This is a genomic window from Paraburkholderia sp. EG287B, assembly GCF_040965595.1.
Classification (GTDB): domain Bacteria; phylum Pseudomonadota; class Gammaproteobacteria; order Burkholderiales; family Burkholderiaceae; genus Paraburkholderia.
The window spans coordinates 174,664-189,215 of the sequence record NZ_JBFRCG010000013.1 but is presented as its reverse complement, the minus strand read 5'-3'; the positions used below and the strand labels follow the sequence as shown (position 1 = coordinate 189,215).

Here is a 14,552-nt window from a genome sequence, read left to right as displayed (position 1 = left end):
CGGCCGCTTCTCGCCGTTCCTGTCGAATTCCTTTCACTGCTTACAACTAAAGCGTCAGCGATTGCCCATGCGCAATACGCGCGCGACGGCCCGTCACGCGGCGGGCGACCCGGGAAACCATGAAAGTCCGTAACGCCCGCCTCTGGGCGCCAAGAGGCCCGCGCCGATGGTGCATTGCCGCTGGCGCGCTCGTGCTCGCGAGCGCCATCCGCTTCGCACTGCACCCCCTGCTCGGCCCGATGATGCCGGGCACGACGTTCTGTATTGCCGCTTCGCTGGTCGAATACTTCCTCGGCCTCGCGCCTGCGCTGACCGTGATGGTGCTGGGTCTGGCCATTGCGGACTATATGTTCGTACCTCCCTACAATTACATTACGTTCCTCGACACCCGCGATGTGATCCTGATGGTGTCGTACCCGCTCGTCACGATCATCGTGATCACGCTGATCGAGCGTCTGCGGCGCGAGCAGTTTCGCGCGCAGTTGATTACGTCGGTCGCCCAGTCCCGCTACGAAATGCTGCTGCGTCACGACAACGAACGCGCGCTGGCGCGCCGCGCCGTCGACGAAACGCACCGCCTGCTGCGGCATCTCGCGCAGCATCACGAAGGCTTCATCCTCATCAAGGGGCTCGAGCGCAATGCCGCCCAGCGCGCGAGCGTGGGACAGAGCATGTCGCAAGCGCTGCCGGCCGCCGCCGAAGTCGCACCTGGCCCGCTCTTCGACGCCCTGCACCCCGACGACGTGCAGCGCCTCACGCACGCCCTGTCGCCGGGCCATCATCGCGTGCGCCTGCGCAGCGAGCAGCACAAGCGCGAGTACCGGCACGTCAATTGCAACTGCGAACGCTTCACCACTCACGCAGGCGATTTTCTCGTGCTGCGCACGGAGAGCTGACATGGCGACGCTCGACATGGAACTGGCCGCTGCCGAAGCGCCAGCCGTGCAATCCACGCGCTTCTTCTGCGAAGGCGACGGCCACGCCGTGCTCATGCTTCACGGACTCTCCAGCTCGCCGATCGAGCTGCGCTATCTCGCGCGCTATCTGCAAGGCGAAGGGTTCACGGTATGCGCGCCCGTCATCGACGGTTATAGCGCCGGCACCGGCCAGTTGCCGATGGAACAATGGGTCGAAAACGCCGCGCGCGAGTTCGACGCCCTGGCGGCGCGCTACGAGCGCGTCTCGATCTGCGGGCTGTCGATCGGCGGCGCACTCGCGCTACGTCTGATTCGCGAGCGGCCCGCCGCGCAGTCGCTGGTCCTGCTCTCGCTCACGCTTGCTTATGACGGCTGGGCGATCCCGTGGTATCGCTTCCTGCTCGACTGGGCATACTTCACGCCGCTGCGCCACCGCTACCGCTATCGCGAGGCCGAACCGTTCGGCGTGCGCAACGAAGCGCTGCGCAAGAAGATCGCGCGCGCCATGCAGCGCAGCGACTTCAGCGAGGTCGGCCCCTCGACGATTGCGCTGCCCGCGCTGCATCAGGCGCTGCGCCTCGCGCGCGCGGCCCGCAAGGATGTCGCCGCGATCGAGAACGACACACTCGTGATCCACGCGATCGACGACGAAACGTCGAGCCCGCGCAACCCGCGCCACGTGATCGACCGCATCGGCTCGAACTTCCTGCGCACGCTCTGGCTCGACGATTCGTATCACATGATCACCTCGGACAACGAACGCGAGATCGTTGCGCGCGAAACGGCCCTGTTCCTGCGCGAGAGCGAAGTCGCGCGCGGCGCGAAGGACGCGCCGGTCGTCTCCAAGGCGCTCGCCCGGCGCCTGCGCCAACTGGCGGCAGTGGGAAGGAAAAATACGTGAAGCCATCCGTAGCAATCAAAGGGCTGGCGTGCGTCGCCGCGCTGACCCTCGCCTCGCACGCGTGGGCCGACAACGATACGTCCAGCACCGCGACAACCGACTCGCCGTGGAAAGTCTCGATCGGTCCGGGCGCCTATTTCGCGCCCGAGTATCCGGGCGCGCGCCACATGAAGGTCTATCCGTTCCCGTCGCTCGATATCTCGTACCGCGACCGCTTCTTCTCGCAAGGGCCGGACGTGCTGGGCGTGAACGTGATTTCCGCGGAGAACTACCATGTGGGCGCTTCGCTGAGCTTCGACTTCCAGTCGCGTACCGTGTCGGACGACCCGCATCTGCACGGCCTGAGCAATGTCGATGACGGCCCCAAGCTGCGCCTTTTCGCCGATTACACGGCGTGGGCGTTCACGGGCGCCGTTGCCATGTATCAGGACATCAGCGGCCACGGGCAAGGTACGACGGCAACGGCGGACCTCTATGTGTCGCTGCCGCTGACGGGGTGGCTGTTTTCGGTGGGTCCGGGGCTCACGTGGGCCAACGGCGTCTACACGCGCACGCTATTTGGCGTGACGCCGGACGAGAGTGCGGCATCCGGCTTGCCGGCCTATGCGCCGGGCGCGGGCATTCGCGACCTGCACATGACGTTCTACATGACGCATGACTTCTCGAAGCATTGGGTCGGTTCGGTGAACGCGACGTTCGGGCGCCTTCAGCATTACGCCGCCGACAGCCCGATCACCGAGAGCCGCCGCGAGATCACGGCGTTCGCGGGGCTCAATTACCGGTTCTGACCACGCGTGCGCCGGTGCGCGCGCCGTCAAAACCGATCGGCGCGAAATGGCCGGGGATCCACCACCGTCGGCGCGCCCGTCATCATTTCCGCGATCAGGCGCCCCGTCACCGGGCCGAGCGTGAGACCGTGGTGCGCGTGGCCGAAAGCGAACCAGAGGTCGTCGTGCTTCGGCGCAGGCCCGATGATCGGCATCATGTCGGGCGTGCAGGGGCGACGGCCCAGCCACGGCTCGGCATCGAGCCGCGCGCCAAGCGCGAAGATTTCGCGCGCGAGCGGCTCCACGGCTTCGAGCTGAACGGGCGTCTTTGGCGCATCGCGCAAGCCGAGTTCGACGCCGGTCGTGAGACGCGTGCCGCGCACCATCGGTGTAATCAGGAAACCCGCTTCGGCGTCGAGTACCGGTTGATTCAGCTTCGCGCCATTCGTAACTGCGTAATGCATGTGATAGCCGCGTTTCACGGCGAGCGGCAACGCGTAACCGAGCCGCGCCGTGAGATCGCCCGACCACGGCCCCATGGCGATGACTGCCGACTTCGCCAGCACGGGGCCATCCTGTGTCATGACGCGCCACGACGGTTCGAGCGTCGCGGCATCGCCGATCATCACGCGGCCGCCTAGCTGTTCGAAGAGCTTCGAGTAGGCCGTTACCAATCCATTCGGATCGCTAACCGAATCGGAATCGGTGTAGCGCACGCCGCCCACCAGCGTGTGACTGAGCGCGGGCTCGGCGTCGCGCAGCGCCGCGGCATCCAGCGCCTCGTGGCCCACGCCGTACTCGCGCTGCCAGCGCTGTGCCTCGGCCACCGTGGCGTCCATGGCGGCGGCGCTGCGAAACACCTTCATCCAGCCATTGGTGCGTAACAGCGCCTGTGCGGCCGCCGCCTCGATCAGCGCGCGATGCTCGATCACGCAATGCTCGATGAGCGTGGAATACGCGCGCGCGATCTCGGCGTGCCGGTCGGCGCGCGAATGGTGCCAGTAGCGATAGAGAAAAGGCAGCAGCTTCGGCATCGCCCCAGGGTGATAGCGCACGTCCGTCGAGCGGTTGCGCGCGTAGCGCAGCAGCGTTGAAAGCTCGCGTGGAAACGCATAAGGGTAGACGCCCTCGCGCTGGATCAATCCCCCGTTGCCGTGCGATGTTTCATTGCCCGGCGCCCTGCGGTCCACGAGCGCGACCGAGAGGCCGCGCCGCTGCAACTGCAAAGCCACCGAGACGCCGACGATACCGCCGCCAAGCACGACCGAATCGAATTTCATCACGCGATGTTCCTGGCTCGAAGGCACTCAGGCGAGCGCGGTGACGGCCACTTCGACGTCGAGGCCCGGGCGCATCAGCAAGGCCTGCACACAGGCGCGCGTGGGCGCGTGCCCTTGCGCAACCCAGGCGTCCCATACGGCATTGAACGCGTCGAAATGCTTCGGGTCGCTGAGCCACACGTTCGCGGTCAGCACGCGCGTTTTGTCCACGCCCGCCGATGCGAGCAGCTTGTCGATACGCGTGAGGATTTCGGTAGCCTGGACGTCGATCGTCGCGCCTGCGGTATCGGGCACCTGGCCCGAGAGATACACCACGCCGTTGGCGATCACCACCTGGCTCATGCGCGCGTTGGTTTGCAGTCTTTGGATGTCGTTGCTCATGTTCACACCGCCGAAAGACCGGCAGCGTCGCTGCCGGCCGGGTTGTATACGGGAGGGGCCGTGACGATGGACGTCAGCGCCGGATTGGCTTGCGTCAGGCGCGCGAGATCGGGGCGCGGACGACGCAGATGAGGATACGCCGAAAACGCCGTTTCCAGCGCCTGCGAGACGGCGAGCGTTTTCATGTCTCCGCGAAACGGGCCCACGATCTGGAGTCCGAACGGCATGCCCGCGTGATCGACGCCGCACGGCAGCGCGAGCGCCGGATGCGTGGTGAGCGTAACGACGTACGTGAGGGCGAGCCAGCGGTAGTAATTCTCCTGCGCGCGGCCGTCGATCTGCGCGGCATAAAGCTCGGTCCACGGGAACGGCGTCACCGGCGTGGTGGGCGAAACGATCACGTCGTAGCGCGCGAACGCGCTCTGGAAGCGCTGGTAGATGCGCGTTTGCTCGGCTTGCGCCCACGCGCTGTCCGAGAGCGACATCGTCGCGCCCATTTCATAGTTCGCGCGCGTGTTCGGACCGAGCGCGCCCGGGTCGCGCGTATAGGCGGCATGCAGGCCCGCGACGAAGCTCTCCGCGCGGATCACGTCGAAGCAGCGATGCACGTCGCCCAGATCGAACGCCACCGGCTCGCACGTATGGACGATGCGTTCGAGTTCCGCCATGCGCGCGCGGAACACGGCGCGAATCTGCGGGTCGACGTCGCAGCAGCCGAAGTCTTCGGTATAGCCGATGCGCAGCGTCGACGGATCCATGTGCGCAGGCAAGGCGAACGCGTTGGCATCCACGGCATAGCTCAGCGGATCGCCAGCCGATTCGCCCGCGGTTGCCGCGAGTTGCAGCGCCGTTTCGGCGACGTCGCGCCCCATCGGCCCGACCACCGAGATCGGCGTCCAGCCGAGCAGGCGGCGCGAATTCGGCACGAGCCCCGGCGACGGACGGAAGCCCACCACCCCGCACTTCGCGGCGGGAATGCGCAGCGAACCGCCCGTGTCGGAACCCGTGCAAACCGGCAGCATGTCGCACGCGAGCGCCGCCGCCGAGCCGCCCGACGAGCCTCCGGCATTGAGCGCTGGGTTGAACGGATTGCCCGTTGCACCCCATACGGGGTTGCGCGTATTCGCGCCCGCGCCTAGCTCCGGCACGTTGGTCTTCGCCACGAGAATCGCGCCCGCCGCGCGCAGGCGCTCCACGAGCACCACGTCGCGCGAAGGCACGTGCCCGCGCGACATCGGCGAGCCGTAGGTCGTGAGCAGGCCCGCCGTGTCTTCGAGATCTTTCACGCCGAGCGGCAGGCCGTGCAGCAGGCCGAGCGGCTTGCCGTCCATGACGGCCTGCTCGGCCGCTTTGGCCGCTTCGCGCGCGGCGTCGAAACAGGTCGCCGTAATCGCGTTGACGGCCGGATTCACGGCTTCGATGCGTTCGATGCACGCGTCGAGCAGTTCGACGGGCGAAATGGCTTTGGCGCCGATCAGGCGGCGCAGTTCGACGGCGGACAGGCTGACCAGTTCGGTCTTGTCGAGCATCGTTCGGTTTCCTGATGAAAAGGTGTTCAGCCGATGGCCTCGCCGGTACGGTCGCGCAGCCAGACGAGCGGGATCAGCGAAATGGCGCTGGCAGCCGCCACATACCAGGCGGGCGCGAGCGGATTGCCGGTGCGCGCGACGATCCAGCTTGCCACAAGTGGCGAAAATCCGCCGAAGATCGAGGCGCTCACGACATAGGTCAGCGCAATGCCGGTGGCCCGCACTTCGCGCGGGAACAGCTCGGGGATCATCACGAGCACCGGCACGACCTGCCCCGCCACCAACACGGAGAGGAAGGCGGACACCGCGCAGAGCAGCGCCATGGAAGGCGCGGCGGAAAGCCAGGCGAACGCCGGGTAGACGCTCAGCAACAGCACGACGCGCGAGATCACGAGCACGCGCTTGCGGGTGTAGCGGTCGGCGAGCTTGCCCACGAGCGGGGCGGCAATGAACAGCACCAGCGAGCTGACCACGCCCGACGCGACGGCCGCCGTGGACGAAAGATGCAACACGCGCACAGCGTGATTCGGCAGAAAAAACGCTGTGATGTAGATGGAGACCGAACCGCCGAGTTCGGCGAAAGTGCCGAGTATCGTGAGTTTCAGATGCGTGGTGAGCGCCGACTTCAACGCGCCGCTTCGGCGTGCGCCGTGCGCCGGTGCGGCGCTCAGCGTCTCTTCGAGGCGGCGGCGGATCAGCATGCCCACGGGCGCCGCCACGATGCCGACGAGAAACGGAACGCGCCATCCCCAGCTGTCGACCGCCTCTTTGGGCAGCAGCACGTTCACGAGCGTGGCGACCGTCGCGCCAAGCGCGAGGCCCAGCGCCGTCGCAGCGAAGTTCCAGCTTGCGAAGAACGCGCGCGTGTTGTCGCTCGCATATTCCACGAGCAGCGTCGTGCCGGGGCCGAACTCGCCGCCCGCCGCGAAGCCCTGGATCAGGCGCGCCGCAAGCACGATGAGCGGCGCGGCGATGCCCGCCACCGCGTACGGCGGCGCACAGGCGATCAGCGCGCAGCTCAGCGCCATCAGCATGATGGTGAGCACCATGGCGCGCTTGCGCCCGGCGCGGTCCGCATAGGCGCCGATGACGATGCCGCCGAGCGGACGCACCACGAAGCCCACGCCGAACAGGCCGATGGAAAGCAGGAACTGGTTGACCGACGATGCAGAGGGAAAGAACAGCTTGCCGATCTGGATCGCGAAAAAGCTGTAGATCGTGAAGTCGTAGTACTCGAGCGCCGTGCCCAGCGTCGTCGCGGCAATGACCTGGCCCTTCGAAAGACCCGTTTTTCCCAGTGCGATTGAGGCCACGACGCTGCTCCTTCAAAAGGGAGTCGAGATGCGAGTTATCATATACGAGAAAAAATCATTTCTCGTATACGACAAAACCCGTAACCGGGAACCCTCCCTTCCATGGCAAAAAGCGCAGCACGTAATCACGCAACTGAGCACGCAACTGAGCATGCAACCGGGAAAGCAACCGGGCAGGCGGCAACGGAAATCGATCACGCGGCCGTTGGCGCGCGTCTGCGCGAGGCGCGCAAGGCGCGCGAGTTGACGTTGATGCAGCTATCGGAGTTGTCGGGCATCGCCGTCTCGACGATTTCGAAGGCCGAACGCGGCGACATTGCGCTCACCTATGACAAGTTCGCGGCGCTCGCGCACGCGCTCAACGTGGACTTCGACACGATCTTCGGGCGCAGGAAGCGCAAGGCGGCCGGCCCGATGAAGCCGTCGCTCACGCGCGCGGGCAAACAGATGATCTACGATACGCCGAACTACGAGTACGGCATGATCGCCAACGATCTCACGGGCAAGCGCATGGTGCCGATGCGCGGACGCATCCATGCGCGCACGATGGACGCGTTTCCCGATTACATCCGCCACAGCGGCGAGGAGTTTCTGTTCCTGCTGCGCGGCGAGCTGGAACTGCATTTTGAAAACGGCACGGTCTTCAAGCTGTCGCCCGGCGACAGTCTCTACTTCGACAGCGCCGTGGGGCACGTCTATCTCAGCACGGGTGCCGAGGATGCCGAGGTGCTGGTTTGTTGCGTCGACAACGACTCACACCGGCTGCCCGAAACGCTCTGAGCTGGCGCTCGCAAGTGTGACGCCGCCGCGTTTGAACGGCGGCGTCACGCCGCTCATCGGCCGAGCATCGGCAGCTTGAGACCCGCCTCGCGCGCCGTTTGCTGCGCGAGTTCGTAGCCGGCGTCCGCGTGGCGCATCACGCCCGTGGCCGGATCGTTGAGCAGCACGCGGCCCAGACGCTCGTGCGCCGACTGCGTGCCGTCCGCCACGATCACCACGCCCGAGTGCTGCGAGAAGCCCATGCCCACGCCGCCGCCGTGGTGCAGCGACACCCACGACGCGCCGCCCGCCGTGTTCAGCAGCGCATTGAGCAGCGGCCAGTCGCTCACCGCGTCCGAGCCGTCCTTCATCGATTCCGTTTCGCGGTTCGGGCTCGCCACCGAGCCGGTGTCGAGGTGGTCGCGGCCGATCACGATGGGCGCCTTCAGCTCGCCGTTCCTGACCATTTCGTTGAACGCCTGGCCCAGACGGTAGCGATCCTTCACGCCCACCCAGCAGATACGCGCCGGCAACCCCTGGAACGCGATGCGCTCGCGCGCCATGTCGAGCCAGTTGTGCAGGTGCGGATCGTCCGGGATCAGTTCCTTGACCTTGGCATCGGTCTTGTAGATGTCCTCGGGGTCACCCGAGAGCGCCACCCAGCGGAACGGGCCCTTGCCCTCGCAGAACAGCGGACGGATATACGCCGGCACGAAGCCCGGGAAATCGAACGCGTTTTCCACGCCCATTTCCAGCGCCATCTGGCGGATGTTGTTGCCGTAGTCGAGCGTGGCCGCGCCGCGCTCCTGCAGCGTGAGCATCGCGCGCACCTGGTGGGCCATCGACTCCTTCGCGACCTTCACGATGCTTTCCGGCGCGACCTTCTGCGCTTCGCGCCACTGTTCCACAGTCCAGCCCTGCGGCAGGTAGCCGTGGATCGGATCGTGCGCGCTCGTCTGGTCGGTCACGCAGTCAGGCGTGATGCCGCGCTTCACGAACTCGGCGAACACGTCTGCCGCATTGCCGAGCAGGCCCACCGAAACCGGCTTGCCCGTCTTCTTCGCTTCCTCGACGATGGCCAGCGCCTCGTCGATGGTCTTCGCCTTGCGGTCCACGTAGCGCGTCTTCAGGCGGAAGTCGATGCGCGTCTCGTCGCATTCCACCGCGATCATCGAGAAGCCCGCCATCGTCGCCGCGAGCGGCTGCGCGCCGCCCATGCCGCCGAGGCCGCCCGTGAGAATCCAGCGGCCCTTCGGGTCGCCGTTGAAGTGCTGGTTCGCGACCGAATAGAACGTCTCGTAGGTGCCCTGCACGATGCCCTGCGAGCCGATATAGATCCAGCTGCCCGCCGTCATCTGGCCGTACATCATGAGGCCCTTGCGGTCCAGTTCGTGGAAGTGTTCCCACGTGGCCCAGTGCGGCACGAGGTTCGAGTTCGCGAGCAGCACGCGCGGGGCGTCGGCATGCGTGCGGAACACGCCCACCGGCTTGCCCGACTGGATCAGCAGCGTTTCGTCCTCGTTCAGGTCCTTGAGCGACGCGAGGATCTGGTCGAAACACTCCCAGTTGCGCGCCGCGCGGCCGATGCCGCCGTACACCACGAGCGCATGCGGATGCTCGGCGACTTCGGGGTCCAGATTATTCTGGAGCATCCGGTAGGCGGCTTCCGCCAGCCAGGTCTTGCAGACCTTCTCGCTGCCGCGCGGCGCGCGGATCGTGCGGGTCGGGTCGAGGCGCGGGTCGGTGAAGTTCGGTTGGTTCATAACGTCTTCGTCTCGGATGTTATTCAGGTTTTTATCTGGCCTTCGGCGCTTATTGCTCGGACTCGAACGCCAGCGGGCTGTGTTTGGCGATCGCGCCGTTCTGCACGAGCTTCGTCATCGCGGCGATGTCCGGCGCGAAATAGCGGTCGAGGTCGTAATGCGGCACCTCGGCGCGCACCGACTGCATCACATGCGCGAGCGCCGGGCTCGTGTGGTGCGGCGCGCGCAGGTCCACGCCCTGGGCGGCGGCGAGCAGTTCGATCGCGAGGATGTTGGCCGTGTTGTCGGCGATGTCGGCGAGCTTGCGCGCGGCGAACGTCGCCATCGAAACGTGGTCTTCCTGGTTGGCCGAGGTCGGCAGCGAATCGACCGAGGCCGGATGCGCGAGCGTCTTGTTTTCCGACGCCAGTGCGGCCGCCGTGACGTGCGCGATCATGAAGCCCGAGTTCACGCCGCCGTCCTTGACGAGGAAAGGCGGCAAGCCCGAAAGCGTCGCGTCGATGAGCAGCGCGATGCGGCGCTCGGCCAGTGCGCCGATTTCGGCCGCGGCCAGCGCGAGGTTGTCGGCGGCGAAGGCCACCGGTTCCGCGTGGAAGTTGCCGCCCGAGAGCACTTCATTCGTTTCCGGGAAGATCAGCGGATTGTCCGACACCGCGTTCGCTTCGATGAGCAGCACCTGCGCCGCATGGCGCATCTGGTCCAGACACGCGCCCATCACCTGCGGCTGGCAGCGCAGCGAGTACGGGTCCTGGACCTTGCCGCAGTCGCGGTGCGAGAGATTGATCGCGGAGCCTTCGAGCAGCGTGCGATAGGCCGCGGCCGCCTCGATCTGGCCGCGATGGCCGCGCAGTTCGTGAATGCGCGCGTCGAACGGCTTCACCGAACCTGCCGCGGCATCCACGCAGAGTGCGCCCGAGACGAGTGCCGTGCGGTACAGGTCCTCGATCGCGAACATGTTGTAGAGCGCAAGCGCGGCGGAAGCCTGCGTGCCGTTGAGCAGCGCGAGACCTTCCTTCGCCTGCAGCGCGAGCGGCTTGAGACCGACGAGACGCAGGCCCTCGACCGCGCTCATGCGCTCGCCCTTCGCGAACACGTCGCCCACACCCAGCAGCACGCAGGACATATGCGCGAGCGGCGCGAGGTCGCCCGAAGCACCCACGGAACCCTTCACCGGAATCACGGGCAGCACGTCGGCATTGAACAGCGTGATGAGCGTGTCCATCACTTCGCGGCGAATGCCCGAATGGCCGCGGCCCAGACTCGACAGCTTCAGCGCCATCAGGAGACGTACGACGGGACGCGACATCGGCTCGCCCACGCCCACGGCGTGCGAGAGCACCAGATTGCGCTGCAGCAGTTCGAGCTGCTCACGCGGAATATGCGTGCTCGCCAGACGCCCGAAGCCCGTGTTGATGCCGTAGGCGGGCTCGCCCTTCGCCGTGATCTCGGCAACGGCGCGTGCGCCTGCGTCGATGGCCGCAAAGCTGGCCGGATCGAGTTCGAGCTTCACGCCGCCGTTTTCATCGGCACGCGCGATCTGGCGCAGTTGGGACAGGGTCAGATGGCCGGGAGTGAGTTTGATGTTCATTGCGGTGTCAAAGTTGTCTGGACAAGGTGGAATCAGATTACCGAAGCGAGCTTGTCTATACAAGTTCAATCTGCTCCACGTATACCCGCATTTCCGCTTCCTGACGCCTGAATTACGCCATCTTTCGATTGTGGCACAGTGAAATCCCCAGGTGATAACACCGATTGCCGGTCTTTCCGACACATCGATAATTGTATAGACAACTTGCCGTGCCGAACCTCCAGTCCATGACCGGGCACACGCCAACCATTCCTATCGGAGACTTCATGAAGAAACTTGCCTTGTGTGTCGCCCTCGCCCTTGCCGCCGGTGGCGCGTACGCGAAAGACTGGTCGACCATCCGCTTCGGCACCGACGCGAGCTACGCGCCGTTCGAGTCGAAGGCGACCGATGGCAAGCTGGTCGGTTTCGACATCGACCTCGGCAACGAAATCTGCCGGCGCCTGAACGCCAAATGCGTGTGGGTCGAGCAGGATTTCGACGGCATGATCCCGGGCCTCAAGGCCAAGAAGTTCGACGGCGCCCTGTCCGCGCTCACCATCACCCCGCAGCGCGAGCAGCAGATCGCCTTCTCGGCGAAGATGTTCAACACGCCTACTCGCCTCGTCGCCAAGCAAGGCTCGCCGCTGCAGCCGACCATCGCTTCGCTGCAGGGCAAGACGGTGGGCGTCGAGCAAGGCTCGATTCAGGAAACCTACGCGAAGCAGAACTGGGCGCCCAAGGGCATCAACGTGATTTCCTACCAGAACCAGGACCAGGTCTATCTGGATCTGCAGTCGGGGCGCCTCGACGCCGCGCTGCAAGACGAAGTGCAGGCCAATCTCGGCTTCCTGAAGACGCCGCGTGGCGCAGGCTTTGCGTTCGCGGGCGCGGAAATCCCCACGGGCGCCGCCGCCATCGGCCTGCGCAAGGACGATGCCGACCTCAAGGCGAAGATCGACAAGACGATCGCCGACATGATCAAGGACGGCACCTACAAGAAGATCGAGTCGAAGTATTTCGACTTCGACGTGTACGGCGGTTAAGCACCGCCGTCTTCATCTGCAACAACCAGGGGGAGCGCCGCTCCCCTGAACGAGGACACCTTCCATGGTCTTTCAAGGCTTCGGCCCGCTGCTCCTTGCGGGCACGTGGGAAACCATCAAGCTCGCGGTGCTTTCGCTCGGCGCCGCATTTCTGCTCGGCCTTGCGGGCGCTGCCGCGAAGCTCTCGCCCAACCGCATGCTTGCGCGCATCGGCACGGCGTACACCACGCTCATTCGCGCGGTGCCCGACCTCGTGCTCATGCTGCTGCTGTTCTACAGCATCCAGATCTGGCTCAACGACGTGACCGACATGATGGGCATGGACCAGATCGACATCGATCCGTTCGTGGCCGGCGTCATCACACTCGGCTTCATTTACGGCGCGTACTTCACGGAGACCTTCCGCGGCGCGTTTCTCGCCGTGCCGCGCGGGCAGATCGAAGCCGGTTTCGCCTACGGCATGAGTTCCACGCGGGTATTCACGCGCATCCTGTTCCCGCAGATGATGCGTTTCGCGCTGCCGGGCATCGGCAATAACTGGCAGGTGCTCGTGAAGGCCACGGCGCTCGTCTCGATCATCGGTCTCGCCGATGTGGTGAAGGCCGCACAGGACGCGGGCAAGGCCACCCAGGCGTTCTTCTTCTTCACGCTCGTGACCGGCGCGATCTATCTCGCCATCACCACGGTTTCCAACCTGGCACTGCACCGCCTCGAAAAGCGCTATTCGACCGGTGTGCGGAGGGCAGCGCTGTGATCGAACTGCTTCGTCAATACTGGCCCAACTATCTGTTCAGCGACGGCTTCAACACGAGCGGCCTCGCCATCACGCTCTGGCTGCTGGTCGTGTCGATCGTGGCGGGCTTCCTGCTTGCCGTGCCGCTCGCCATTGCGCGCGCGTCGCGCAACCCTTGGCTTTCGCGGCCGGTTTGGGTCTACACGTACGTGTTCCGCGGCACGCCACTCTATGTGCAGCTGCTGCTCTTCTACACCGGCCTCTACAGCCTGCATTTCGTGCAGGCCAATCCGGTTCTTGGCGACTTCTTTCGCAGTGCCATGAATTGCACGCTGCTGGCGTTTGCCTTGAACGAGTGCGCTTACGCCACCGAAATCTTCGCGGGCGCGATTCGCGAGACCGCGTATGGCGAAATCGAAGCGGCCCAGGCGTATGGCATGTCGAAGACCAAGATCTACACGCGCATCATCCTGCCTTCGGCGTTGCGGCGCGCCCTGCCCTCGTACAGCAACGAGGTGATCCTCATGCTGCACGCGACGACGCTGGCGTTCACCGCGACCGTGCCCGACATCCTGAAGGTGGCGCGCGATGCCAATTCCGCCACCTATATGACGTTCCAGGCGTACGGCATCGCGGCGGCGCTCTATGCGTCCATCGTCTTCGCCCTGATCTGGGGTTTCCGCCGCCTCGAAACACGTGTGCTGGCGTATCTGAAGCCGCAAGGCCACTAAGAATTTCACGCAGTTTTGATGGAGTGACCCGAGTATGTACAAGCTGATTGTCGACGACCTGCACAAGAAGTTCGGCGAGAACGAGGTTTTGAAGGGCGTATCGCTCAAGGCAAAGGCTGGCGACGTGATCAGCCTGATCGGATCGAGCGGTTCGGGAAAGAGCACGTTCCTGCGTTGCATTAACTTTCTCGAATCGCCCTGCTCGGGACGCATCACGCTCAACGGCGAGGAGATCCGCACGAGCGCCGACCGCGGCGGCGCGCTGCGCGTGAGCGATCCGAAGCAGCTCCAGAAAATGCGCACGCGCCTTTCGATGGTCTTTCAGCACTTCAATCTCTGGGCGCACATGACCGTGCTCGAGAACATCATCGAGGCGCCGGTCAGCGTGCTCGGCCTCTCCCGCAGCGAAGCCGAGGCCCGCGCGCGCAAGTACCTCGACAAGGTGGGGCTGGCCGCCGGCGTCGAGCACAAGTACCCCTCGCATCTTTCCGGCGGCCAGCAGCAGCGCGTGGCGATCGCCCGCGCGCTGGCCATGGAGCCCGAAGTGATGCTGTTCGACGAGCCCACTTCCGCGCTCGACCCCGAGCTTGTGGGCGAAGTGCTCAAGGTCATGCAGAAGCTCGCGGAGGAAGGCCGCACCATGATCGTCGTCACGCACGAAATGGGCTTCGCGCGCAACGTGTCGAATCACGTCGTGTTTCTGCACAAGGGCAAGATCGAAGAGCAAGGCGACCCCAAGGACGTGCTCAATGCGCCGCGCAGCGAGCGGCTCCAGCAGTTCCTCGCGGGACGGCTGAAGTAAGGTCGTGGCGGGCTGTCGTTTCAAGGCCCGCCAGCGCACCTCGGGGGCATGTGCAACGATGCG

At 65.3% G+C, this 14,552-nt stretch carries 14 protein-coding genes; 8 read left to right on the top strand and 6 right to left on the bottom strand.

Going from position 1 to position 14,552, the window contains the following annotated elements; translation table 11 throughout:
- Nucleotides 1-119 precede the first annotated feature (119 nt).
- Genes AB4Y40_RS24715 through AB4Y40_RS24705 form a run of 3 tightly spaced genes read left to right on the top strand, consistent with a single transcriptional unit; the run spans nucleotide 120 to nucleotide 2,606 of the window.
- Nucleotides 120-896 carry a DUF4118 domain-containing protein gene (locus AB4Y40_RS24715; protein WP_368690038.1) on the top strand — a complete coding sequence of 259 codons (777 nt, stop codon included), beginning with the start codon at nucleotides 120-122 and terminating at the stop codon, nucleotides 894-896.
- A gap of 16 nt (nucleotides 897-912) precedes the next feature.
- Complete coding sequence (locus tag AB4Y40_RS24710) at nucleotides 913-1,818, top strand: alpha/beta fold hydrolase (protein ID WP_342923163.1); 906 nt, start codon at nucleotides 913-915, stop codon at nucleotides 1,816-1,818.
- On the top strand, nucleotides 1,815-2,606 hold the full coding sequence (locus AB4Y40_RS24705; protein WP_368690037.1) for a MipA/OmpV family protein: 792 nt from the start codon (nucleotides 1,815-1,817) through the stop codon (nucleotides 2,604-2,606). Before AB4Y40_RS24710 ends, AB4Y40_RS24705 begins: the two co-directional genes overlap by 4 nt.
- Nucleotides 2,607-2,632: 26 nt before the next feature.
- On the opposite strand, the gene AB4Y40_RS24700 is transcribed toward AB4Y40_RS24705, so the two are convergent.
- The 4 genes from AB4Y40_RS24700 to AB4Y40_RS24685 are packed head-to-tail and all read right to left on the bottom strand — an operon-like array spanning nucleotide 2,633 to nucleotide 7,088.
- A complete protein-coding gene (locus AB4Y40_RS24700; protein ID WP_368690036.1) occupies nucleotides 2,633-3,865 on the bottom strand; it encodes an NAD(P)/FAD-dependent oxidoreductase in 1,233 nt (410 codons plus the stop codon).
- Between the two features lie 27 nt (nucleotides 3,866-3,892).
- The gene (locus AB4Y40_RS24695; RefSeq protein WP_368690035.1) at nucleotides 3,893-4,246 is read right to left on the bottom strand and encodes a RidA family protein; all 354 of its coding nucleotides are present in this window, start codon (nucleotides 4,244-4,246) and stop codon (nucleotides 3,893-3,895) included.
- A gap of 2 nt (nucleotides 4,247-4,248) precedes the next feature.
- Entirely contained in the window at nucleotides 4,249-5,775 is a 1,527-nt protein-coding gene (locus AB4Y40_RS24690; protein WP_368690034.1) for an amidase, read from the bottom strand.
- A gap of 26 nt (nucleotides 5,776-5,801) precedes the next feature.
- A complete protein-coding gene (locus AB4Y40_RS24685; protein ID WP_368690033.1) occupies nucleotides 5,802-7,088 on the bottom strand; it encodes an MFS transporter in 1,287 nt (428 codons plus the stop codon).
- 102 nt (nucleotides 7,089-7,190) lie between these two features.
- On the opposite strand from AB4Y40_RS24685, the gene AB4Y40_RS24680 reads away from it, so the two are divergent.
- Nucleotides 7,191-7,868: a helix-turn-helix domain-containing protein gene (locus AB4Y40_RS24680; protein ID WP_368690032.1), complete on the top strand. Its 678-nt coding sequence runs from the start codon at nucleotides 7,191-7,193 to the stop codon at nucleotides 7,866-7,868.
- A gap of 53 nt (nucleotides 7,869-7,921) precedes the next feature.
- On the opposite strand, the gene hutU is transcribed toward AB4Y40_RS24680, so the two are convergent.
- Together hutU and hutH are read right to left on the bottom strand one after the other, a co-directional pair.
- On the bottom strand, nucleotides 7,922-9,610 hold the full coding sequence (gene hutU, locus AB4Y40_RS24675) for a urocanate hydratase (protein WP_368690031.1): 1,689 nt from the start codon (nucleotides 9,608-9,610) through the stop codon (nucleotides 7,922-7,924).
- Between the two features lie 49 nt (nucleotides 9,611-9,659).
- Nucleotides 9,660-11,198: a histidine ammonia-lyase gene (hutH, locus tag AB4Y40_RS24670; protein ID WP_368690030.1), complete on the bottom strand. Its 1,539-nt coding sequence runs from the start codon at nucleotides 11,196-11,198 to the stop codon at nucleotides 9,660-9,662.
- A gap of 266 nt (nucleotides 11,199-11,464) precedes the next feature.
- Here hutH and AB4Y40_RS24665 point away from each other — a divergent pair, with 266 nt between their 5' ends.
- From AB4Y40_RS24665 to AB4Y40_RS24650, 4 genes are all read left to right on the top strand, one after another.
- A complete protein-coding gene (locus tag AB4Y40_RS24665) occupies nucleotides 11,465-12,223 on the top strand; it encodes an ABC transporter substrate-binding protein (protein ID WP_368690029.1) in 759 nt (252 codons plus the stop codon).
- Nucleotides 12,224-12,287: 64 nt separating this feature from the next.
- Nucleotides 12,288-12,977 carry an ABC transporter permease gene (locus tag AB4Y40_RS24660; protein ID WP_069263215.1) on the top strand — a complete coding sequence of 230 codons (690 nt, stop codon included), beginning with the start codon at nucleotides 12,288-12,290 and terminating at the stop codon, nucleotides 12,975-12,977.
- Nucleotides 12,974-13,687: an ABC transporter permease gene (locus tag AB4Y40_RS24655; RefSeq protein WP_368690028.1), complete on the top strand. Its 714-nt coding sequence runs from the start codon at nucleotides 12,974-12,976 to the stop codon at nucleotides 13,685-13,687. The genes AB4Y40_RS24660 and AB4Y40_RS24655 overlap by 4 nt, the downstream gene beginning before the upstream one ends.
- A gap of 34 nt (nucleotides 13,688-13,721) precedes the next feature.
- Nucleotides 13,722-14,489, top strand: coding sequence for an ABC transporter ATP-binding protein (locus tag AB4Y40_RS24650; protein WP_368690027.1), 768 nt, complete (start codon nucleotides 13,722-13,724; stop codon nucleotides 14,487-14,489).
- The last annotated feature ends 63 nt before the right edge of the window (nucleotides 14,490-14,552 follow it).